Below are 22,524 nucleotides of genomic sequence, written 5' to 3' on the forward strand. Positions count from 1 at the left end.
TCCAACACGTTAACAACAATTTTAAAATCCATATTATGATAAATTTAAGTGTTAAAAAAACAATCAATTCAAGAAATTTAATTTTGTTACTTTTAACACTTCTAATATCATCTTGTAACGGGCAAGTGAAAGAAAAACCTGCAAATGAAAGTGTTGAAAAAGTAGTAAATAATCCACCGTTAATATTAAATCAAAGCACAACATTTCCACAAATTCACACCAATTTAAATGGAATGGTAAGTCAGTTTGTAAGAACTATGTATCAAGACACAAAAGGCAATTACTGGTTTGGAACAAATGGAGATGGAATTATACGATACGATGGTCTTGCACTTGAAAAAATGACAATTGAACAAAAGCAAAACGCTGTCTCTATTAGAGAAATTGTTGAAGATAAAATGGGTAATATTTGGTTTGCAACTTCTTCGGGGTTAGTAAAATATGATGGTGAAAATTTTACTACATACTCTACAGAAGTCGGTTTACAAAATGATGACATTTGGGGATTAACTATTGACAAAAAGGGGTTAATTTGGGTTGGAACTATTGGAGGAATTAGTCATTTTGACGGAAAAAAATTCAGTCCTTTTTCATTACCCAATAAAAAAGTGGAAAACCAACATTATATGCTTTCTGATAAATTAATTTTCAAATTTTTAGAAGACAAAAATGGAACGATGTGGCTTATTACCGATGGAAATGGAATTTTCAAATATAAAAACGGTGAGTTTACTCATTTAACTAATAAAAATGGGCTTACCGACAATAACACCGCAGATATTTTAGAAGATAAACAAGGTAATATTTGGATTGGAACCTTTAATGGAGGTGTAAGTAATTTTAATGGTAAAACATTCAACAACTTTACTAAAGACGGAATAATTGAAGGAATAGAAACCTATAATTTTTATGAAGACAAAAAAGGAAATGTTTGGTTTTCAGCTGAAGGTTTTGGTGTATATCGATATGATGGGACTAATTTTACCCAATTCACAACTGAAAACGGATTAACCTCTAATGTGGTTCAAAGTATTCTTGAAGATAACAAAGGACAGGTTTGGTTCGGAACTTGGCAAGGAATAAGTCTTTATGACGGCCAAAAATTCATGAATGCTAAAGACAAAGAACCTTGGACAAATTAAATAACTGCCACAAGTTTCAAACCGATAAAACAAAAAAATCCCAACCTTTCGATTGGGATTTTTTATTATTACTTACTTAAGTACATTTTTCTTCGTGAATACAATTCGTAAAATTGATCGTCTTTTAAATCGTCTATAAACAAAATACTTTCTCCAGTCGATTTCATTTCTGGTCCTAAAGCTTTGTTTACATTCTTAAACTTACTAAAAGAGAAAACCGGTTGCTTAATTGCATATCCTTTTAATTGTGGGTTAAAAGTAAAGTCCGTTACTTTATTGTGTCCTAACATTACTTTTGTTGCATAGTTTACATAAGGTTCGCCATATGCTTTTGCAATAAATGGAACCGTACGAGAAGCTCTTGGGTTTGCTTCAATAATATACACTGTATCGTCTTTAATTGCAAACTGAATATTAATTAATCCAACCGTTTTTAAAGCTCTTGCAATGTTATGTGTGTGTTCTTTTATTTGATGCATTACAAATTCACCTAAGTTAAAAGGAGGCAATGTGGCATTACTATCGCCAGAGTGAACTCCACATGGCTCAATGTGTTCCATGATACCTATTATGTAAACATTTCCGTCTGCATCACAAATTGCATCTGCTTCAGCTTCAATAGCACCATCTAAATAATGGTCTAATAATAATTTATTTCCAGGAATCGATTTTAATAAATCAATTACATGTTCTTCTAGTTCTTGTTTGTTGATTACAATTTTCATTCCTTGTCCACCTAATACATAAGAAGGTCTTACTAATAATGGGAAGTCTAAAGTATCTGCTAAAACAGAAGCTTCTTCTGCGCTTTCCGCTATTCCAAATTGTGGGAAAGGAATTTTTAATTCGGTTAACAAGTCTGAGAATCTACCTCTATCTTCCGCTAAGTCTAAAGCGTCGAAAGAAGTTCCCATTATTTTGATTCCGTATTTAGATAATTTTTCTGCTAACTTCAAAGCTGTTTGTCCACCTAACTGTACAATTACACCTTCTGGTTTTTCATGACGAATAATGTCATAAATATGCTCCCAGAAAACAGGCTCGAAATATAATTTATCTGCTGTATCAAAATCGGTAGAAACCGTTTCAGGATTACAGTTAATCATGATGGTTTCGTAACCACATTCTTGTGCAGCTAAAACTCCATGTACACATGAATAATCAAATTCAATTCCTTGTCCAATTCTATTTGGTCCAGAACCTAAAACAATTACTTTCTTTTTATCGGTTACAATACTTTCGTTATGCACGTATCTTGTTCCGTCTGCTTTTTCAATTTCTGCTTCAAAAGTTGAGTAATAATAAGGTGTTAATGCTTTAAATTCTGCCGCACAGGTATCTACCAGTTTATAAACTCTATTTATTCTTTGCTCTTCTCTTAATTTGTATACTTGACTTTCTAAACAACCCATCATGTGCGCTATTTGTCTGTCTCCATAACCTTTTTGCTTTGCTTCTAACAATAATTCTCTTGGAAGTGTATCTACTTTAAAGTTAGAAATTTCTCTTTCTAAAGCATATAATTCTTCATATTGCTTTAAGAACCACATGTCAATTTTAGTAATTTCATGTATTCTACTCAATGGAATTCCCATTGCTATAGCATCATAAATTACGAAAACTCTATCCCAACTTGCGAAAGTTAGTTTTTCGATAATTTGGTCGTAATTTTTATATCCTTTTCCATCTGCACCTAAACCGTTACGTTTAATTTCTAAGGATTGTGTAGCTTTATGCAGTGCTTCTTGGAACGAACGCCCAATTCCCATAACTTCTCCTACCGATTTCATTTGAAGTCCTAAGGTTCTATCAGCTCCTTCAAATTTATCGAAGTTCCAACGTGGTATTTTTACAATTACATAATCTAAAGTTGGTTCGAAAAGAGCCGAAGTAGATTTTGTAATTTGATTTTGTAATTCGTCTAAGTTATATCCTAAAGCTAATTTAGATGCAATTTTTGCAATTGGATAACCCGTTGCTTTTGAAGCTAAAGCAGATGAACGCGACACACGAGGATTAATTTCAATGGCTACGATATCTTCTTGATCATCAGGAGAAACCGCAAACTGTACGTTACAACCACCTGCAAAATTTCCAATCGCACGCATCATTAAGATGGCCATATCACGCATTTTTTGATACGTTTTATCAGATAAAGTCATTGCTGGTGCAACCGTAATACTATCGCCAGTATGAATTCCCATTGGATCCATATTTTCGATTGTACAAATAATTACTACGTTATCGTTTTTATCTCTAAGCAATTCTAATTCATATTCTTTCCAACCTATAAGTGCTTTATCAATAAGAACTTCGTGAATAGGCGACATTTCTAAACCATAAGATAGTTTTTCGTCAAAATCTTCTGCTGTGTGTACAAAAGCTGCTCCAGTTCCCCCAAGTGTAAACGAAGGGCGAATTACTAATGGAAAGCCAAATTCTTGTGCAATTTCTTTTCCCTTAAGAAAAGAGTTTGCAATTTTTGCAGGTGCAGCACCTACTCCTAATTTTGCTAAAAGTTCTTTAAACTGATCTCTATTTTCTGTAATATTAATCGCATTAACATCTACACCAATCATTTTTACATTAAAATCATCCCAAATACCTTTTTCATCTGCTTCCAAACAAAGGTTTAAAGCTGTTTGCCCACCCATAGTTGGCAAAACCGCATCAATTTGGGGATGCTCTTTTAAAATTTGAATTAGTGATTTTGTAGTTAAAGGCAATAAATAAACATGATCGGCCATTGTAGGGTCGGTCATAATCGTTGCCGGATTAGAATTAATCAAAATAACTTCGATTCCTTCTTCTCTAATAGAACGAGCAGATTGAGAACCTGCATAATCAAATTCACAAGCTTGTCCAATTACGATTGGACCAGAACCTATAATTAAAACCGATTTTATTGAATTGTCTTTTGGCATTGTAGTTATTGTTTGTGTTGTTGTATTATAATTGTATGTTGTTGTTTGTGCATATTACTAGCCCTGATGGTAGTGAAAATACTTTTTATTTTTCTTTAAAAATAAAAAGATTGTAACAAACAGCAGGAAGTAGCTTCTAAAAACTTATTAAAATTTATAAACAAGTTTAAAAAAAAGCCGCTACTAATAAAAGTAACGGCTTATTTTGATTAGATACTAATCATTATTTTTTATGTCTTGGTTCACAAGAAACAGTCAATTTATGTCTTCCTTTAGCTCTTCTTCTAGCTAAAACTTTTCTTCCATTTGGAGAAGACATTCTATCCATAAATCCGTGCTTATTTCTTCTTTTTCTTTTCGATGGTTGAAATGTTCTTTTGCTCATCAGTCGTATTTTTAAAAATCTTTATTTAAATAGCTTATAACTCTTTAGTTTTCTTCCCTTGAAAACCGAGTGCAAATATACAAAGTCTTTTTTCATTCGCAAGTACTTTTTTAAAAATATTTTTAATTGATTTTATTACCTTTGCAGCACATTAAAAAAACACATTATGTTTCACAAAAATATTAAATTAATTATTGCTGGTTTATTAATAGCCTTAGGAATTTATCAAATAATTGACCGAAGTGTAGGAAACGGAATCTTTCTTATATTATTCTCTTCGATATTCATTTTATTATATTTCAAAAACGAAATGATTTTACTTGCTTTTCTTAAGCTAAGAAAACAAGATATGGATGGAGCGAAAAAATGGTTGGATAAAATTTCTAACCCTGAAACGGCTTTAATTAGAAAACAACAAGGATATTATAATTACTTAAATGGAATTATGATTTCGCAAACCAATTTAACACAAGCTGAGAAGTTTTTCAAAAAAGCAATTGAATTAGGTTTATCTATGGACCAAGATTTAGCATTAGCAAAATTACAGTTGGCTGGTATTGCAATGTCTAAAAGAAGAAAAATTGAGGCTACTAAGTTGTTAGCTGAAGCAAAAAAATTAGACAAACACGGTATGTTAAAAGACCAAATGAAGATGTTGAAAGACCAAATGAAGAAAATTTAATTTTTTATTTTAAGACAAAAAAAACACCTAATGGTGTTTTTTTTGTCTTAAATAATATTTTATTTATTAAATAACATTTTCCCACCAAGAAGCAGCAATATAACTGCAAATATTTTTTTTAGCATTTTTTGATCTAGACTAATTGCTATTTTACTTCCAAAATAACCGCCAACTACAAAACAAACTGCAATTATAGCTGCATGTTTCCAGTTTATATAGCCTTCTTTGTAATAATTAAAAACCGCAATTGCAGTAACTGGAACTACTAATACAGCTAAACTTGTTCCTTGCGCTTGATGCTGACTAAAACCCAACATCACAATTAATAATGGAACCATTACAACTCCTCCACCTATACCAACCAATCCACTTAACACACCTGCAATAACACCAATTAGCATTAAAGATAAAACAATTTGTAAAGTCATTTTTATTTGTTTTTTATTTTCCATAACCTGAAATTGGTATTTCGATTATGTATTTTTTCTTATTTGGATTATCTAATTTTTTATCTCGCAACCAAGGATTGTGGATTTTTAAAATTTTATAATTTATTCCTTGAGATTTAGCAAATGAAGCAAAATCAGCAATAGAAGAATCTACTTCAATCTTTTTTACTTGTACCTTTTTATACAAACCTTCTTTTGGCAACTTAAATCCATATTCTGCAGAATTAGACATAATTTCTTTTAATGCTAATATTCTAAACACATATCGAGAGGTTTCTTCATTTAACAATACATCATAATAAGAAGTTACACCTTGCAATTCTAACTGACGTTGCACTCCGTTCATCCCGCCATTATAAGAAGCTGCTGCCAATGTCCAACTTCCAAATTTCTCTTTAGCATCTTTTAAATACAAACAAGCTGCTTCAGTAGATTTTTCTAAATGGTAACGTTCATCAACCTCATCAGTAACTTCTAAACCTTTTTCTTTTGCAGTTGAAGGCATAAATTGCCAAACACCTCTTGCTCCTGCTGGAGAAACAACATTTATCAGACTACTTTCAATCACGGCTAAATATTTAAAGTCATCAGGAATACCATGATTTTTTAAAATAGGCTCAATAATTGGAAATGCTTTATTGGCTCTCTTTAAAACCAAAATAGTATTAGAATGGTAATTTGTATTAGTTACCAGTTCTCTATCTAAACGCTCGTATACATCGTCCATAAAAGTTGGCACTTCCTCGCCTGCAAAATCAATTTTCATTGGAAAGCTCTTTATAAGCTCAGTATTAGAATCTACTGTAACTGCGTAGATAAAAAATAAACTTCCAATAGCAATTAAAACCGTTAATGCAATTTTCTTTAATAATGTCATCTTCATTTTATTCATTCATTTTTATTATTGACGGCAAATTTTCATTTAACCATTTGTATTTATTAATAATCATAATGTGTGTTCCTCCTTTTACAGGAATGCAATTAGATATATATTTGATAGGGAAAATTTCATCTTCCAATCCATGTATATGAACAACATTCTCATCTGCTTTATCATTTTTCCATAAGATAATGCTTTCTATAGCCCAATCCAAATACTTTTTATCTCGCATATATAAATACTTTTCGTAAAGTTCTAATCTTTTCGTTACAGTATTTCCAAAAGCATATTTAGCTAAGGCTTCTACATTTGATAATAATTGAGTAGGAATCAATTTATATGCCATAGTTGATTTAGCAATCTTCATTCTTCGAGGAAACTCTTTATTAGACTTTACACTCGAAATAATAATTGTCTTACGAACATTAATATGTTTAGCCATTTCTTGAACTAAAATTCCGCCAAAGGAAACTCCAATTAAAACAGGATTCTCATGTTTTATATTTTTGGTCATTCGTAAAGCATAATCTTCTAAAGATTCCTTATTAAAAGGGACAAACCATTCTAAAAAAATGATTTCGAATTCATCTTCAGGAAGTTTTATATTTTCGAATATAGTAGGACTTGCTGCCAAACCAGGCATGAAATAAACAGGAATCTTTGACATTTAATTGAATAATTGCATTAAAAATAGAAGTTCATAAATTTATTAAAATATTTTCAAGTATGATTTTATTAAATAATAAATTTATCTTAATTTTTATTTCAACAAATCAACTGACAATTTAACACTTTCCTATTTTTTTAAAAGAAAAAAAACAAGAAACACAATATATAGTTAAAAATCGTTTGATATTGACATTCAATTTAATAACTTTGTAGTTGGCTTTTTTAAAAAGTCAAGGAAAATATTCTCACCCTAATGAATCCAACTATGACGACACTGAATATGGAAATTAAAGACAACGAACTTTTAAGACAATTTGAAATTACAACCGATTCTGGATTAGTTGCTATAGAATATTCTTTACAAGACCGAAAAATATTTTTAACAAAGTTTGTTGAAAATGACAATGAAGATGAAGAATTACACCAAGAGTTTATTACGAATGTTTTAGAAATTGCTATTGAACGAAAATTAAAAGTTGTTCCTACGCACATTAAAATGATTAAGTTTTTTAGAAAAAACAGAAAATACCAAGAATTACTTCCTCCTGGATTAAAAATATAAATACTCTTAAAGCTCCGTAATTACGGAGCTTTTTTATTTTTAAAGATAAAAAGTTTACATAAAGTGTAATGTTTTTAAAGTTTGACCACTAAATAAGAAAATATTAGCATGAGTAGCGATTTTTATACCGTATCCATTTTACCCTTTTCAGGCATCATCATTAAAATATGTAGAGCATATTCTAATTCTCAAGAAGATTTTGAGGATTACTACCAAGAAGTGTGCTTGCAAATTTGGAAAAGCAGAGATAACTTTAAAGGACAATCGGAATGGTCTACATGGATTTACAGAATTTCATTAAACGTTTGTTTGACTTTACTTAAAAAGAACAAAAAAACACAATTCACTTCTTCAGATTACTTACCAGACGTGGTTATAGAAGACAGTCGTGTTTTTACGGATGAATCCTTAAATCATTTGTACAGTGCAATAAAACAACTATCTGAACTTGACAGAGGAGTTATTATGTTGTACTTAGAAGAAAAATCCTATCAAGAGATTGCTGATATTATTGGCACCAATGCAAATAACATTGGTGTACGTATTACTCGTATTAAAGATAAATTGAAAAAAATATTAAACTAAAAACATCATGGAAAAATCTATAGAAACAATTTGGAAAGAAGGATTTCTAGAAAACGACGCTTTAATAGCGCCAAAAATCAATAATTTATACACTCAAAAATCTATTGACATTGTTGAGAAATTTAGAAAAATGTATAAAATAAACAGAATTGGGATTATACTATTTGCCATCATAATCCTTCCTATATCTTTTATCAGCAAAATCCCTTATATGGGAATATCAATGGCTTTTTTATTTTTAATAATTTCTATTATTGCAAATAAATTTAGTAAACAATTAGATACGATAAGCAAAAACGTAAGCAGTTATGAATACTTAACTTCTTTTGACAAATGGACAAAAAACTTAACTGAAACCAATACTAAATTATCACGATTCTTATATCCTTATGTTTTCATAACAATGATATTTAGCTTTTGGTTCGGAGAAATAGGTGGAGATGTTCCTGGCGATAAATTTGTAAAAGCATTTATTAATAAGTTTCCTGACACCTATTTGATTTTGGATTTTCCATTAATCTTTATTCTTTTTTTTATCGGAATGATTGGTTTTCTAGCTTACTTTGGAGGAAAAATTGGCGAATTTGATTTAAAACTAGGCTATGGAAGAATCCTAAAAAAGTTAGAAGTATTATTAGCCGATATGGAAGATTTGAGAAAATAACTTAAGTTAATTATACAAAAAAAGATAGTACATAATTTGTACTATCCTTTTTTTTTTTATGTTTACTTTTTACTCTTAATTATTCAAAAAATCAAAACGTACTGCACCGTCTTCATCAATTTTAGTAAGCTGTACATTATGCAATGTATTTACCAATTCCGGATTCCATGGTGATTTTACTTTTACATAATTCTCTGTAAAACCGTGAATATAACCTTCTTTATTTTCATTTTCAAACAAAACAGATCTGTTTGTTCCAATTTGACTTTCGTAAAAAGCCCTACGTTTTTTAACAGAAAGTCCACGTAACATTTTACTACGTTTACTTCTTACATTTTTAGCAACTTCGCCTTCCATTACAGCAGCTTCCGTATTATCTCTTTCAGAATAGGTAAAAACATGTAAATAAGAAATGTCTAAATCATTTAAAAAATGATACGTTTCCAAGAAATGCTCATCGGTTTCACCAGGAAAACCAACAATTACATCAACCCCAACACAGGCATGAGGCATTACTTCACGAATTTTATTCACTCGGTCAACATACAATTCTTTCAAATAACGACGTTTCATTTTCTTTAAAATATCGTTACTTCCTGATTGTAATGGAATATGAAAATGAGGAACAAATGCTCTCGATTTAGAAACCAATTCAATTGTTTCATTTTTCAATAAATTAGGCTCAATAGACGAAATACGTAAACGCTCAATTCCTTCTACTTTATCTAATTCAGTTACTAAATCTAAAAAAGTATGTTCGTGTTTTTTGTTTCCAAATTCTCCTTTTCCATAATCTCCAATATTGACACCTGTAAGAACAATTTCTTTAATTCCTTTGGCAGCAATTTCAGATGCATTCTTTAAAACACCGTCCATAGTATCGCTGCGAGAAATTCCTCTTGCTAACGGAATAGTACAGTAAGTACATTTATAGTCGCAACCGTCTTGTACTTTTAAAAATGCACGCGTTCTATCGCCAAATGAATAACTACCAACATAAAAATCAGCATCTTCAATTTCACATGAATGTACTTCTCCCATGTCGTTTTTAGACAAGTCATTTATATAATCTATAATTTTAAATTTTTCGGTTGCACCTAAAACCAAATCAACACCATCAACCGCAGCTAATTCTTCTGGCTTTAATTGTGCGTAACAACCTACTGCTGCAACAAATGCTTTTTCGTTAAGTTTAAGGGCTTTTTTAACAACTTGTTTAAATTGTTTGTCGGCATTTTCAGTAACCGAACATGTGTTAATCACATACATATCGGCAACTTCTTCAAAATTGACACGTTCAAAACCTTCTTCTTGAAAATTACGTGCAATAGTTGATGTTTCTGAAAAGTTCAGTTTACATCCTAAAGTGTAGAAAGCTACTTTTTTCTTGTTTTCCATAAATAAGCTCCATTAATGAAATCGTTGTCAAAAAATAGAGAGTGCAAAATTACGCAGATTATTTTGGAAAATAAAACGATTGTGTATTTTATAATTTTTGGACCAAAATGTAACATTTTACAAAAAAGTTACGTAAAATCACAAACTAAACTGAATAATTATGATGGGAGGCGGTGGTTCAATGATGGGCGCTATAATAAGCTTGAAAAACAACAAAGCTTTACGCAATATAGGTAAAAGATCTAATTGGAAAAATTACATTGGCACTAAAGATGTTCCAACTGAAGACCCTATTAAAGCGAGCCCCGAATTATTAGCAGAAATTAGAACTCGTTTACAAACTGAAAAGAAAAAAAGAAAGAAACAACAAATTCTCTTTGTGTTCCTTTCTTTACTATTTACTATATTAATAATTTACGGAATTAGTAAGTTGGAATGGGTAGGAATTCAACTAAAACCAAACAACTAACTACACTTAATTACTCTTTACGCCATTTTTTAGACTCTTCGAAAACGTGTTCTAAAATTTTAGCGTCTTGTTCTGTAAACTCAACATGACGGCGACTCATAACCACTTTCGCTACTTCAAAAGCTTTTTTAGTTAGATATGTTGTAAATCCAGAAGCGCCTCCCCAAGAAAAACTTGGCACAAAATTTCTAGGAAATCCTGAACCAAAAATATTAGCGCTCACACCAATAACGGTTCCTGTATTAAACATGGTATTGATTCCGCATTTCGAGTGATCACCCATCATTAGTCCGCAAAACTGTAAACCTGTACGGGCAAAACCTTCAGTTTCATAACTCCATAAACGAACTTCTTCGTAATTATTTTTAAGGTTAGAATTATTAGAGTCGGCTCCAATGTTACACCATTCACCTAAAACAGCATTTCCTAAGAAACCATCGTGACCTTTGTTTGAATAACCGAATAAAACTGAATTATTCACTTCTCCTCCTACTCTACAATGTGGACCAATGGTAGTAGCTCCGTATATTTTAGTTGCTAATTTCACTTGTGCTTCCTCACATAATGCAAAAGGCCCGCGAATAACAGAACCCTCCATTATTTCAGCGTTTTTACCAATATAAATAGGTCCGGTTGAAGCATTTAAAGTAACAAATTCAAGTTTTGCACCTTCTTCAATAAAAATATTTTCGGGTGCAATTACATTTACCGATTTTGGAATTGGCTCAGATCTTCTATCTTCTGTAAGGAATTCATAATCTTCTCGTATTGCAGCATCGTTTTTTGAAAAAATATCCCAAGTATTTTCAATTCGCAGAATTTCTCCCTCGTATTCAATTAATTCATAAACATCAAAGTCTATTTCTTCTTGTGTATCATTCGTATAAAAAGCAATAATTTCTTCGCCACTTAATATGGCTTGATTTTTTTCTAAATTGAAAATCATTTCAACCAACACATTATTTGGAAAAAATGAAGCATTAATCATAATATTTTCTTCCAATTCCACCATTGGATATTTTTCCATCAAATACTCTTCTGTAAGTGTAGAAGTAGTATAGCCCAAATACTGTTCCCACTTTTCTCTTATGGTCAAAATTCCAACACGAATATCAGCAACTGGCCTAGTAAAAGTAAAAGGCAATAATGCATTACGAACAGTTCCATCAAAAAGTATATAATTCATAGTTTTTTAGTTTGAAAGTATCAAAGTTACAAAGTTTGGAAGTAAAAACAGAAAAGTTTAGCCATAAAAAAAGCCTTCCAAATTGGAAGGCTTTCTGTATTTATAAAAATTCGATTATTTTTTATCGAATTTAGCATATTTAGTTTTGAATTTATCAATACGTCCTGCAGTATCGATAAGTTTAGATTTACCAGTGTAAAAAGGGTGAGAAGTTCTAGAGATCTCCATTTTGTATATTGGATATTCAATACCTTCAATTTCGATAGTTTCTTTTGTTTCAACAGTAGATTTAGTAATAAACACATCTTCATTAGACATATCTTTGAATGCAACTAATCTGTAATTTTCTGGGTGAATTCCTTTTTTCATCTTGTATTTCTTTTTTATTGATGGCTATAAACCGTTCTGATGCTTTCTCATTTTATTGAAAAAGGTATAAACGTCTATAACTTTTTTAGTTTATAATCTTTTATTTTGAGAATGCAAATTTACATTTAATTTTTAAATTACAACTTGTTGTGTAACTTTTTTTTGTTTTTTTTTACTAATACGATAAACATTATTATTTCTATATTTGTAAATCTATTAAACTAAACAAAATTATGAACGAAATTATCAAGAAAAACGGAATAACATTTGGAATTATAACAGGTGTTATATCAATCTTAATTACAGCAAGTGTATATATTATCGATTTAAAATTGTTTACTGCTTGGTGGCTAGGGCTTTTAAGTATTGCTATTTTCTTAGGAATAGGAATTTATTTACTTTCAAAAACTAAAAAAGAATTAGGGGGTATTTTCCCTTTTAAAGATGCATTTACAACTTATTTCATTTCAGCAGTTATAGGAATAGTAATTTCGGTTGCTTTTAATATATTTTTATTTAATGTAATTGATACTGAAGCTAAAGATACTGTTCAAGATAACTTAATAGAATTTCAAGTAAACATGTTGAAAAAGTTCAACACACCAACTGAAGTAATTAAAGAAACTGTTGAAAAAATGTCGGAAGAGAATCAATTTGACACAGTAGCTCAATTAAAAGGGTCTATTTTTAGCATTTTATTTTCTGCAATATTTGGTTTAATCTTAGCAGCTATATTTAAAAGCAAACCCACACATCAAGAATAAATGAATTTATCCATAGTTATTCCCTTATTAAACGAGCAAGAATCGTTACCCGAATTACACAATTGGATTGTAAAAGTTATGAATACTCATAACTTTTCTTATGAAATATTGTTTATAGACGATGGAAGTACAGATGCTTCTTGGTCTATAATTGACACTCTTTCTAAAGAAAATCCAAATGTAAAAGGAATTCGTTTTTTACGTAATTATGGGAAAAGTCAGGCTTTACACGCTGGTTTTGCTAAAGTAAAAGGCGATGTTGTAATTACTATGGATGCTGATTTACAAGACAGTCCGGAAGAAATTCCAGCTTTATACAATAAAATTATTACTGAAAAATTCGATTTAGTTTCGGGTTGGAAAAAGAAAAGATACGATTCAGTAATAGGCAAAAATATGCCTTCAAAATTATTCAATTGGGCTGCTCGAAAAACTTCTGGTGTCCAATTGAATGATTTTAATTGTGGACTAAAAGCCTACAGAAATGAAGTCGTAAAAAATATTGAAGTTTCGGGTGAAATGCACCGATACATTCCTGTTTTAGCAAAAAATGCAGGTTATAGTAAAATTGGAGAACAAGTTGTTCAGCATCAAGCAAGAAAATACGGTTCTACAAAATTTGGAATGGAACGGTTTATTAACGGTTTTTTAGACTTAATTACCATTTGGTTTATTTCTAAATTTGGAAAAAGACCCATGCATTTATTTGGTGCATTAGGTGTTTTGATGTTTATAATTGGCTTTTTATCGGCTGGAATAATTGGTGGTATGAAATTATGGAAACTTTATCTTCATGAACCGACTATTTTAATTGCTAATAATCCTTGGTTTTACATTGCTTTGACCACTATGATTATTGGAACACAATTTTTCTTAGCAGGATTTTTAGGAGAAATCATTTTACGCACCAAAAACAATGAAGAACGATACAAGATTTCTGAGGAAATCTAAAACATATTTAAGAATACAAAATGCACATAGAACAAGACATATTAAATAAAGTAAACGAATGGTTAACGCCAACTTTTGATAAACAAACTCAAGTAGAAATTGAAAAAATGATGACTTCGGCTCCAAAAGAGTTAGAAGATAGTTTTTACAAAAATTTGGAGTTTGGAACTGGAGGAATGCGAGGAATCATGGGCGTTGGAACTAATCGTATTAACAAATACACATTAGGGAAAAACACCCAAGGCTTGTCTGATTATTTAAAGAAATCCTTTCCAAACGAAGAACTTAAAGTTGCCATTGCTTTTGATTGTCGTCACAATAGTGATACACTTGCAAAAGTAGTTGCCGATGTTTTTTCGGCTAACGGAATTAAAGTTTATTTATTTTCAGAATTAAGACCAACACCTGAACTTTCATTTGCGGTTCGTTATTTAAAATGTCATGCAGGAATTGTTTTAACAGCTTCACACAATCCTCCAGAATATAATGGATACAAAGTATATTGGCAAGATGGCGGACAATTAGTACCACCACAAGATGGAGAAATCATACAATTAATTGATAGTTTACAATACAGCGATATAAAATATGAAGCTAACGAAAATTTAATTGAATACATTGACACAAAAATTGACGAAGTATTTACTACTTCAACTATTGAAAATGCTAGCTTTAAAACACCAAAGACAGCTAAAGACGATTTAAAAATTGTTTTTACTTCGCTTCATGGAACTTCTATAAAATTAATTCCGGAAGTTTTAGCAAAAGCAGGATACGACAACGTTAATATTGTTGCAGAACAAGCAGAACCAAATGGAGATTTTCCAACCGTAAAATCGCCAAACCCTGAAGAACCAGAAGCACTTGCTATGGCTTTAGCTTTGGCTGAAAAAACCAATGCTGATATAGTTGTAGGAACTGATCCTGATAGCGACAGACTTGGTGTTGCCGTAAGAGATTTAGATGGAAAAATGAAATTATTAAACGGTAACCAAACTATGGTTATTATGACTGCCTTTTTATTAGAACAATGGAAACGCGCAGGTAAATTAAATGGCAATCAATTTGTAGGTTCTACAATTGTAAGCACACCTATGATGCTTGAATTAGCTTCAACTTATGGAGTAGAATGTAAAGTTGGTTTAACCGGGTTTAAATGGATTGCAAAATTCATTAAAGATTTCCCTAACCAAGAATTTATTGGTGGTGGCGAAGAGAGTTTCGGTTTCATGGTGGGAGACAAAGTGAGAGATAAAGATGCAGTTGGTGCTACTTTATTGGTTTGCGAAATTGCCGCACAAGCAAAAGCAAGCGGAAGTTCTTTATACCAAGAATTATTAAATTTATATTCTGACTTAGGTCTTTATAAAGAACATTTAATTTCAATTACCAAAAAAGGAATTGAAGGTGCAAACGAAATCAAGCAAATGATGGTTGATTTACGTGAAAACCCATTGAAAGAAATTAACAATCAGCGCGTTATTTGTATTGAAGACTACCAAAGTTCGAAAGGCTTTGACTTTATGAACGAGGAAGAATTTGACATCAATATTCCAAAATCAAACGTATTAATTTACTACCTTGAAGACGGAAGTAAAATTTGTGCGCGACCAAGTGGTACTGAACCTAAAATTAAATTCTATTTTAGTGTTAACACACAACTAAATACTATTGCAAACGCAATAACAACAGAAGAAAATTTAGATTTAAGAATCAAAAATATTATTGCGTCAATGCAATTGAACTAATGGACGAAAATTTTAAAAAAATAATTCCGTTTGCACTTAAATTTAAAGGACATATTGTTTGGAATATAACCTTCAATGTTCTTTATGCGCTTTTTAGTACGTTATCATTTGTAGCGTTATTTCCTTTAATGGAAGTGTTATTTAAAATGAATGAAGCTGTTACGACATTGCCAAAATATGAAGGCATAATGGAAATAGGTTCCTATGGTAAACAATATTTACAATATTACATTACAAAATTATCAGAAGAAAACGGACCACAATATGCATTATTACTAACTGTAGCATTAGTTATTTCTACTTTCTTATTTAAAAATATTTTTAATTATTTTGCCTCTCAGCATTTAATGAAGATAAAAAATGGCGTTTTAAAAGATTTAAGAGAAAAAATGTTTTCTAAAATCATTGAATTACCTATTTCATATTATTCAGAAAAAAGAAAAGGTGATGTAATGGCAAGAATGCTAGGCGATGTAAATGAAGTGAAAAACTCTTTCTTTTTAATTTTAGAATTAATTATAAAAGAACCTTTAACAATACTTTTTGCAATAATTGCGATGATGAAAATTAGTTTTGAACTTACTCTTTTTGTTTTTGTTTTCATTCCTATATCTGGATTTATTATTTCTAAAATCGGGAAAAGTTTAAAAGGAAAATCAGTTAGAGCGCAACAAGAAAATGGTTTTTTAATTTCAATAGTTGAAGAAAGTTTATCGGGTTTAAAAGTGGTAAAAAGTTATAATGCCGAAAATTATTTTAAAACTATTTTTAATGATTCAATAGGAAGATTATTGCGTTTAGATAATAGTATTGGTAAGAAAAATAACTTAGCTTCTCCAATGAGTGAATTTATGGGAATTGTAACTATTTCAGCTTTACTTTGGTACGGAGGAAATTTAGTATTGGTAGACAAAACATTAAATGGCGCTTTATTTATCGTTTATTTGGGTCTTGCTTATAACATACTTACTCCTGCAAAAGCAATTTCAAAAGCTTCTTATTCTGTAAAAAATGGATTAGCTGCTGCTGAACGTGTTTTTGAAGTTCTGGAAACTGAAAACACTATAAATACAAAAGAAAATGCGGTTATAGCAACTGGATTTACTGATAAAATAACCATTGAAAACATCAATTTCAAATACGAAGACGAATACGTTTTAAAGAATTTTTCACTTACTGTTCCCAAGGGTAAAACAGTTGCTTTAGTTGGACAATCTGGAAGTGGAAAAAGTACAATTGCTAACTTATTGACTCGTTTTTACGATGTAAACGAAGGTGTAATAAAAATTGATGGAATTGATATTAAAGACTTAGACATTAATTCATTAAGAGGCTTATTAGGCTTAGTTACTCAAGATTCTATCTTATTCAATGACACTATTAAAAACAACATTACGCTTGGTAAAGAAAATGTTACTGACGCAGATATAATTGCAGCTTTAAAGATTGCAAATGCCTATGAGTTTGTAAAAGATTTACCAAATGGAATTGAAACCAACATAGGTGATGCTGGAGGAAAATTATCAGGCGGACAAAAACAACGTTTATCTATTGCCCGTGCTGTATTAAAAAATCCTCCAATTATGATATTGGACGAAGCAACTTCTGCATTGGATACTGAAAGTGAAAAATTTGTACAAATTGCTCTTGAAAACATGATGCAAAACAGAACTTCAATTGTAATTGCACATAGATTATCTACAATTCAAAAAGCAGATAGCATTGTAGTAATGCAAAAAGGGCAAATTGTAGAGCAAGGTACACATACTGAGTTATTAGCCAAAGACGGAACGTATGCAAAATTAGTAATGATGCAAAGTTTTGAGTAAAACTTCAACATAAATAAAAAATGTACACAGATAACGAAAACATAAATTTACCAAGCGACGACACAATCGTTTGGAAATATTTAGATTTATCTAAGTTCTTAGACATGCTTTTGTCAAAGAAACTTTTCATGTCGCGTTCTGATAAGTTTGAAGATCAATATGAAGGTACGTTTTCTGAACCTACTTATGAAGAGATTAAGAAAATAGCAGCAAATAATCCTAAGTTTTTAGATTATTACAAATCACACAGAGAAAAAGTAGTTATAAGCAGTTGGCACATAAACGAATACGAATCGTATGCTATGTGGCAAATTTTTACCAAAAACAACGAAGGTTTAGCTATACAATCTACAATAGGACGATTAAAAGAAGCTTTAGTTAGAGAAAAGAAGTTCCAACAAAATATTGGCGCAGTAAACTACATTGACTACAAGAAAGAATATATTCCTTTTGAAGATACTTTTTTCCCTTTCTTATTTAAGCGAAAAAGTTTTCAGTATGAAAGAGAAGTACGCATTATTTCGGATACCAGCGGAAACCGCGTTTCTATAAATGACGGTTTAAAAGTAGATGTAGATATTGATCAACTTATTGAAAAAATATACATTCACCCAAAAAGTGAAAACTGGTATAAAAATTTGGTAATTGAGTTGATGCAAAAATTAGATTTTAATATTGCAATTGAAAAATCTGATTTGGAAAGCGATATTTTGATTTAATAATTATTTCAAGAGAATTTTATATCCTTTACTTTTTTTAATGCTTGTAATATAATTTTTCTCTTCCTTAAAATTCCAAAGGATTATTTTGTAATCAAAAAAGGAAATATGAGCAAATTCAAGCTTCATTCCTGCAACATCAACAAGACCTTTTTCAACAAACTTAAAACTTGATCTTAATTCATTTCGAATCTCTTTATTAGTGTGTTTTAAAAGCAAATTAATTTTTAATTGATTTAGTAAACCTTCATTTTTAGTTAAAAATAAAATTAAAAGACCTGACTTATTAGATTCTTCAAAATTTTCCAATTTATTCAATATATCAAACCTTCTATTTTCGTATTGCAATACATCACTTTCTAAAGCATTACCACATGGATAAAATGGTTTCTTCTTATTTTTAACTTCTATATATTCATCCAAATTGATTAATGCATCTGAATAATTACCTAAAAAATAATTTGAATCCGATAATAATCTATATGCATTTCTCTTTAACCAATAACTCGATAATCCACTGAAAACATTTTCAACTTCATAATCATCAATATATACACTTTTATCACATTCAAAGTAATCTATTAAATCTTCATTTTGTGTTTCCAAAAGTTCAGTTAAAATAATTTGTGACTTCAAGTATTCTTTCTGAAAAAATAATCCTCTAGCAATATTAAAATCAATTATTTCAATTAAATGCTTGTCAGCTTTAAACTCTTGCTTCAGCTTAGTTAAATTAGAAACAAAATCATTGTAGTTATTGTTATAAAATTGATTACTTAATTCAACACTTTTATCACATAAATTAATTTGTGAAAAAGAAATTATTGGAAAAAATAGTAACAAAAAAATTTTATACATAATATATTCTTGTGAGATTCTTCCATCATCAGAATGGCAAAAAAAGTGTAGCTTCTAAATCGGCATATACTCTTCCACTTTCCACTCTTCGGCTAGAAGATTTACAAAATGGTAATGCACTTTATCTTTTTTATCGAATGCACCGTTTTTATTAATGTCTTCAATACATCTAAAATATAAACGATTTTGCGCTTCAATAATATTCCAATCGATTAATTCTTGAAGATCTAATGATAACTTAGTAAAACCTGTTCCATTAATGTTACTTATATATAAAGACTTTATGTCGTTTTGATCAATTTTTCCATCTTTATTCGTATCTGAATCGACAAGCGTATATACTAATATTTTCGCCTTTGATTTTTCTGCAATCGTATTTAAAAAAGTAGCTGTTTGAATTTGCACTTTCATATCGGTTAAGGCAACTACATTAGTAGAATCTAAATGTTGGAATTTTAAATTATCAAAATATCCTGTAATTTCAAAACGGTTGTAATTTGAAATAGCGTAACTACCTTGACTTGTTTTGCTAGAACCGTATACTTTTGAAAAATTGTCATACACTCTAATATCTCCAACAGGGTGAATCAAATATTTTGTTCCTTCCATAAGTATTGGTAAATCGGCAATTTTAATAGAACTCGTATCTATTTTAGTTGCATTTGAACTTGATGACTTTGATTCATCATAAATTACCTTTGGAGTTGCTGCTTTTTTACAAGAAACTAAAGAAACTACAAAAGCTAAAAGTATATATTTTGGTAGGGAATTCATATGCATTAATTTTATATTCAAATATAAGAATTTATAAGGTAAAGTGTAATTATAATTTTGCAATTAACTTAACATTAAAAACACGAGTTGTCATATAATTAGGAATACCGTATTGTGTTTTAGTATAAACATCTCTAACCCAAGTATTCGTAATTGAATTTTGGTTATTGAATAGGTTAAATATTTCTAATCCTATAGAAAACTCATTGAAAGGATTTAACCATCTTTTAGACGACATTAAACTTTGATCTTTAAACACATATGAAAATCCTGCGTCTGCTCTTCTGTAGTCATTTAAACGCAATTGATACGCATAAGGATCAGCATAAGAAGGCGAACCACCAGGTAAACCCGTATTATAGACTAAGTTTAAATATAATTTTACATTAGGAATATTAGGCATATAATCTTGGAAAAGTAATCCAAATTTTAATCTTTGATCTGTTGGTCTTGCGATATACCCCTTACCATCTTGATTTTCTTCCGTTTTTAGAAAACCAACACTAAACCAAGATTCTGTTCCGGGAACAAATTCACCATTTAAACGAGCATCAAAACCATAAGCATAAGCAACTGCATCATTATTTGCTCTGTAACGAATACGAACATTGTCGATTGTATAAGTATTTGCATCGGTAATGTTTTTATAATACGCTTCAGATATTAATTTAAAAGGTCTACCCCACATTTTAAAACTATAATCGTTACTCAAAACGATGTGAATAGATTTTTGAGCATCAACATTAGTTTGCACTACTCCATCATAATCTCTTAACTCTCTGTAAAAAGGAGGCTGGGCATACATACCTCCAGAAAGCCTGAACAACATGTCTTTTTCCCACTTGGGCTTGAAAGCAAATTGAAACCTTGGCGAAAACACAAATTTATTTTTTCCCGTTTCATCTTGACTTGAAACTTGCCATGAATGGCCTCTTACACCCGCATTTACCCAATATTCATGAGCTCCAATTTTACCTCTATAATTCCATTGGGCAAAACCCGAAAAACGATTGATTGTTGTGAAATTTGTAGCTCTTACATTTTGATAAGGAGCTAAAGGTCCGTAATAAGGATTATACGGTTGGTTATTAATATAACCTAACAAAGGATTGGGTAGTGAAAAACCAGCAGAATCGATAACTTCCCATTCTACCACTCTATCTTTTATATCCTCACGAGTATATTTAAAGCCCCATTCTATTTGGTTTTTTTTGTCCAATTCATGGAAGCCTTTAGTTTCTGCATTAAAAATCAAAGCATCTAAGTTATTTCGACCATGGTTTAATTGTGAACCAATTCCTCTTGTAAACACAACATCTCCAAAGGTTTCAGAACCAATATTTGAATCTACTTCACCTAATCTATATTGTGCTAAAATATCGTAATATTCTTGCTCTTGGGTATGGTAAGCAGAAGCAATAAACTTAATTTTATTTTTATCGTTATATTGATAAACCGACTTAAACGCTCCAAAATAAGTAGTGTATTCGTCTTTTTCTTGACCTTCATAAAAGACCAACAAAGCGATTGGTTCGTCAATTGTGCCAAAATTCGTCTGTCTTGTAAATGGTTGATAATTGTATTTATTTTGAGAAATATTACCTAAAAAACTGAACTGCCACTTTGTAGAAGCAGTATAATTGAACATTGTTTGAATATCTGCAAACGAAGGTTTGTAGTTGGTTTCCGTTTCTTGACTGTTTACCAAAAGAGCATTGTTTCGGTAACGAATACCTGTTAAATTACTCCATTTTTGGTTTTTACTTACCCCTTCAACCGAAACACTTCCTCCCAATAAACTTGCTTCTATACCGGCAGCAAATTTTTTAGGATTACGATAGGTAATATCTAATACAGAAGACATTTTATCTCCATATTTAGATTGAAAACCACCAGCAGAAAAATCAACATTTTCAACCATATCGGTATTTGTAAAACTCAATCCTTCTTGTTGACCAGAACGAATTAAAAACGGGCGATATACTTCAATTTCATTTACATAAACTAAATTCTCATCATAGTTTCCACCACGTACAGCATAAGAGGTACTTAGTTCATTATTTGAATATACTCCAGGTAATGTTTTAATGATATTTTCAATTCCGGCATTTGCTCCAGGTATTTTTCTAATGATAACTGGGTCAATTGTAGTAACGCCTTCTACTCTTTTTTTACTTGTCCCGCTTACTGTAACTTCACCTATTTCTTGAACATTTGCATTCATTACAGGATTAAATTCAAAGTCCTCGTTAGGTTTTAACTCTAAAGTAACTACTGAATTTTTAAATGAAATATGAGAAAAAACAATTGTAATCTTTTTATTTGAAGGAACGTCTAACAAATAAAAACCATTGCTATTAGTAACTGTACCCTTTTCTCCTACTTTTACTGAAACATTTTCAACAGGAACATTAAATTCATCTAAAATAACTCCTTTTACTCTTGCGGTTTGAGCAAATGATGAAAGTGAAATAATCGAAATAAAAAGGACTAGATATATGTTTTTCAAGAGCACTA

At 30.5% G+C, this 22,524-nt stretch carries 22 protein-coding genes; 11 read left to right on the forward strand and 11 right to left on the reverse strand.

Annotation, left to right across the window (positions count from 1 at the left end):
- Window positions 1–35: 35 nt before the first annotated feature.
- Window positions 36–1,142, forward strand: a complete 1,107-nt coding sequence (locus UXY25_RS02265; RefSeq protein ID WP_320814379.1) for a two-component regulator propeller domain-containing protein — start codon at window positions 36–38, stop codon at window positions 1,140–1,142.
- 68 nt (window positions 1,143–1,210) lie between these two features.
- On the opposite strand, the gene carB is transcribed toward UXY25_RS02265, so the two are convergent.
- Together carB and rpmH are read right to left on the reverse strand one after the other, a co-directional pair.
- The gene (gene carB, locus UXY25_RS02270; protein WP_320814380.1) at window positions 1,211–4,066 is read right to left on the reverse strand and encodes a carbamoyl-phosphate synthase large subunit; all 2,856 of its coding nucleotides are present in this window, start codon (window positions 4,064–4,066) and stop codon (window positions 1,211–1,213) included.
- A 223-nt stretch (window positions 4,067–4,289) separates the two neighbouring features.
- Window positions 4,290–4,451, reverse strand: coding sequence for a 50S ribosomal protein L34 (gene rpmH, locus UXY25_RS02275; RefSeq protein ID WP_091315350.1), 162 nt, complete (start codon window positions 4,449–4,451; stop codon window positions 4,290–4,292).
- Between the two features lie 166 nt (window positions 4,452–4,617).
- Between rpmH and UXY25_RS02280 the strand changes: the two genes are divergently transcribed.
- Window positions 4,618–5,133, forward strand: a complete 516-nt coding sequence (locus UXY25_RS02280) for a DUF2892 domain-containing protein (RefSeq protein WP_320814381.1) — start codon at window positions 4,618–4,620, stop codon at window positions 5,131–5,133.
- Between the two features lie 59 nt (window positions 5,134–5,192).
- Here UXY25_RS02280 and UXY25_RS02285 read toward each other — a convergent pair whose 3' ends face one another.
- Genes UXY25_RS02285 through UXY25_RS02295 form a run of 3 tightly spaced genes read right to left on the reverse strand, consistent with a single transcriptional unit; the run spans window position 5,193 to window position 7,129 of the window.
- Window positions 5,193–5,561, reverse strand: a complete 369-nt coding sequence (locus UXY25_RS02285) for a sulfite exporter TauE/SafE family protein (protein WP_320814382.1) — start codon at window positions 5,559–5,561, stop codon at window positions 5,193–5,195.
- Between the two features lie 13 nt (window positions 5,562–5,574).
- The gene (locus UXY25_RS02290) at window positions 5,575–6,459 is read right to left on the reverse strand and encodes a lytic transglycosylase domain-containing protein (RefSeq protein ID WP_320814657.1); all 885 of its coding nucleotides are present in this window, start codon (window positions 6,457–6,459) and stop codon (window positions 5,575–5,577) included.
- Window positions 6,460–6,466: 7 nt separating this feature from the next.
- Window positions 6,467–7,129 carry an alpha/beta hydrolase gene (locus UXY25_RS02295; RefSeq protein WP_320814383.1) on the reverse strand — a complete coding sequence of 221 codons (663 nt, stop codon included), beginning with the start codon at window positions 7,127–7,129 and terminating at the stop codon, window positions 6,467–6,469.
- A 267-nt stretch (window positions 7,130–7,396) separates the two neighbouring features.
- Between UXY25_RS02295 and UXY25_RS02300 the strand changes: the two genes are divergently transcribed.
- The 3 genes from UXY25_RS02300 to UXY25_RS02310 all read left to right on the forward strand — a co-directional run bounded on the left by UXY25_RS02300 (window position 7,397) and on the right by UXY25_RS02310 (window position 8,942).
- Window positions 7,397–7,693, forward strand: a complete 297-nt coding sequence (locus UXY25_RS02300) for an N-acetyltransferase (protein WP_320814384.1) — start codon at window positions 7,397–7,399, stop codon at window positions 7,691–7,693.
- Between the two features lie 108 nt (window positions 7,694–7,801).
- The gene (locus UXY25_RS02305; protein ID WP_320814385.1) at window positions 7,802–8,278 is read left to right on the forward strand and encodes a sigma-70 family RNA polymerase sigma factor; all 477 of its coding nucleotides are present in this window, start codon (window positions 7,802–7,804) and stop codon (window positions 8,276–8,278) included.
- Window positions 8,279–8,285: 7 nt separating this feature from the next.
- Window positions 8,286–8,942 carry a hypothetical protein gene (locus UXY25_RS02310; RefSeq protein ID WP_320814386.1) on the forward strand — a complete coding sequence of 219 codons (657 nt, stop codon included), beginning with the start codon at window positions 8,286–8,288 and terminating at the stop codon, window positions 8,940–8,942.
- Between the two features lie 75 nt (window positions 8,943–9,017).
- Here UXY25_RS02310 and mtaB read toward each other — a convergent pair whose 3' ends face one another.
- The gene (gene mtaB / locus UXY25_RS02315; RefSeq protein ID WP_320814387.1) at window positions 9,018–10,340 is read right to left on the reverse strand and encodes a tRNA (N(6)-L-threonylcarbamoyladenosine(37)-C(2))-methylthiotransferase MtaB; all 1,323 of its coding nucleotides are present in this window, start codon (window positions 10,338–10,340) and stop codon (window positions 9,018–9,020) included.
- A gap of 160 nt (window positions 10,341–10,500) precedes the next feature.
- Here mtaB and UXY25_RS02320 point away from each other — a divergent pair, with 160 nt between their 5' ends.
- Complete coding sequence (locus tag UXY25_RS02320; protein WP_320814388.1) at window positions 10,501–10,809, forward strand: hypothetical protein; 309 nt, start codon at window positions 10,501–10,503, stop codon at window positions 10,807–10,809.
- 10 nt (window positions 10,810–10,819) lie between these two features.
- Here UXY25_RS02320 and UXY25_RS02325 read toward each other — a convergent pair whose 3' ends face one another.
- The gene (locus UXY25_RS02325; protein WP_320814389.1) at window positions 10,820–11,995 is read right to left on the reverse strand and encodes a GlmU family protein; all 1,176 of its coding nucleotides are present in this window, start codon (window positions 11,993–11,995) and stop codon (window positions 10,820–10,822) included.
- Window positions 11,996–12,109: 114 nt separating this feature from the next.
- Entirely contained in the window at window positions 12,110–12,364 is a 255-nt protein-coding gene (locus UXY25_RS02330) for a type B 50S ribosomal protein L31 (protein WP_320814390.1), read from the reverse strand.
- 233 nt (window positions 12,365–12,597) lie between these two features.
- On the opposite strand from UXY25_RS02330, the gene UXY25_RS02335 reads away from it, so the two are divergent.
- The 5 genes from UXY25_RS02335 to UXY25_RS02355 are packed head-to-tail and all read left to right on the forward strand — an operon-like array spanning window position 12,598 to window position 18,375.
- On the forward strand, window positions 12,598–13,128 hold the full coding sequence (locus UXY25_RS02335) for a DUF4199 domain-containing protein (RefSeq protein ID WP_320814391.1): 531 nt from the start codon (window positions 12,598–12,600) through the stop codon (window positions 13,126–13,128).
- Window positions 13,129–14,079 (forward strand): glycosyltransferase family 2 protein, encoded by a 951-nt coding sequence (locus UXY25_RS02340; protein WP_320814392.1) that lies wholly within the window; start codon window positions 13,129–13,131, stop codon window positions 14,077–14,079.
- Between the two features lie 20 nt (window positions 14,080–14,099).
- Window positions 14,100–15,827, forward strand: coding sequence for a phospho-sugar mutase (locus UXY25_RS02345; RefSeq protein WP_320814393.1), 1,728 nt, complete (start codon window positions 14,100–14,102; stop codon window positions 15,825–15,827).
- The gene (locus UXY25_RS02350; protein ID WP_320814394.1) at window positions 15,827–17,656 is read left to right on the forward strand and encodes an ABC transporter ATP-binding protein; all 1,830 of its coding nucleotides are present in this window, start codon (window positions 15,827–15,829) and stop codon (window positions 17,654–17,656) included. The genes UXY25_RS02345 and UXY25_RS02350 overlap by 1 nt, the downstream gene beginning before the upstream one ends.
- Before the next feature lie 20 nt (window positions 17,657–17,676).
- Window positions 17,677–18,375 carry a hypothetical protein gene (locus UXY25_RS02355; RefSeq protein ID WP_320814395.1) on the forward strand — a complete coding sequence of 233 codons (699 nt, stop codon included), beginning with the start codon at window positions 17,677–17,679 and terminating at the stop codon, window positions 18,373–18,375.
- A 3-nt stretch (window positions 18,376–18,378) separates the two neighbouring features.
- Here the strand turns inward: UXY25_RS02355 and UXY25_RS02360 are convergent, their stop codons facing one another.
- Genes UXY25_RS02360 through UXY25_RS02370 form a run of 3 tightly spaced genes read right to left on the reverse strand, consistent with a single transcriptional unit; the run spans window position 18,379 to window position 22,516 of the window.
- Window positions 18,379–19,233 (reverse strand): hypothetical protein, encoded by an 855-nt coding sequence (locus tag UXY25_RS02360; RefSeq protein WP_320814396.1) that lies wholly within the window; start codon window positions 19,231–19,233, stop codon window positions 18,379–18,381.
- A gap of 54 nt (window positions 19,234–19,287) precedes the next feature.
- A complete protein-coding gene (locus tag UXY25_RS02365; protein ID WP_320814397.1) occupies window positions 19,288–20,007 on the reverse strand; it encodes a hypothetical protein in 720 nt (239 codons plus the stop codon).
- A gap of 49 nt (window positions 20,008–20,056) precedes the next feature.
- Complete coding sequence (locus tag UXY25_RS02370) at window positions 20,057–22,516, reverse strand: TonB-dependent receptor (RefSeq protein WP_320814398.1); 2,460 nt, start codon at window positions 22,514–22,516, stop codon at window positions 20,057–20,059.
- Window positions 22,517–22,524: the final 8 nt, after the last annotated feature.

Source organism: Flavobacterium sp., from assembly GCF_034111225.1.
Taxonomy (GTDB): Bacteria; Bacteroidota; Bacteroidia; order Flavobacteriales; family Flavobacteriaceae; genus Flavobacterium.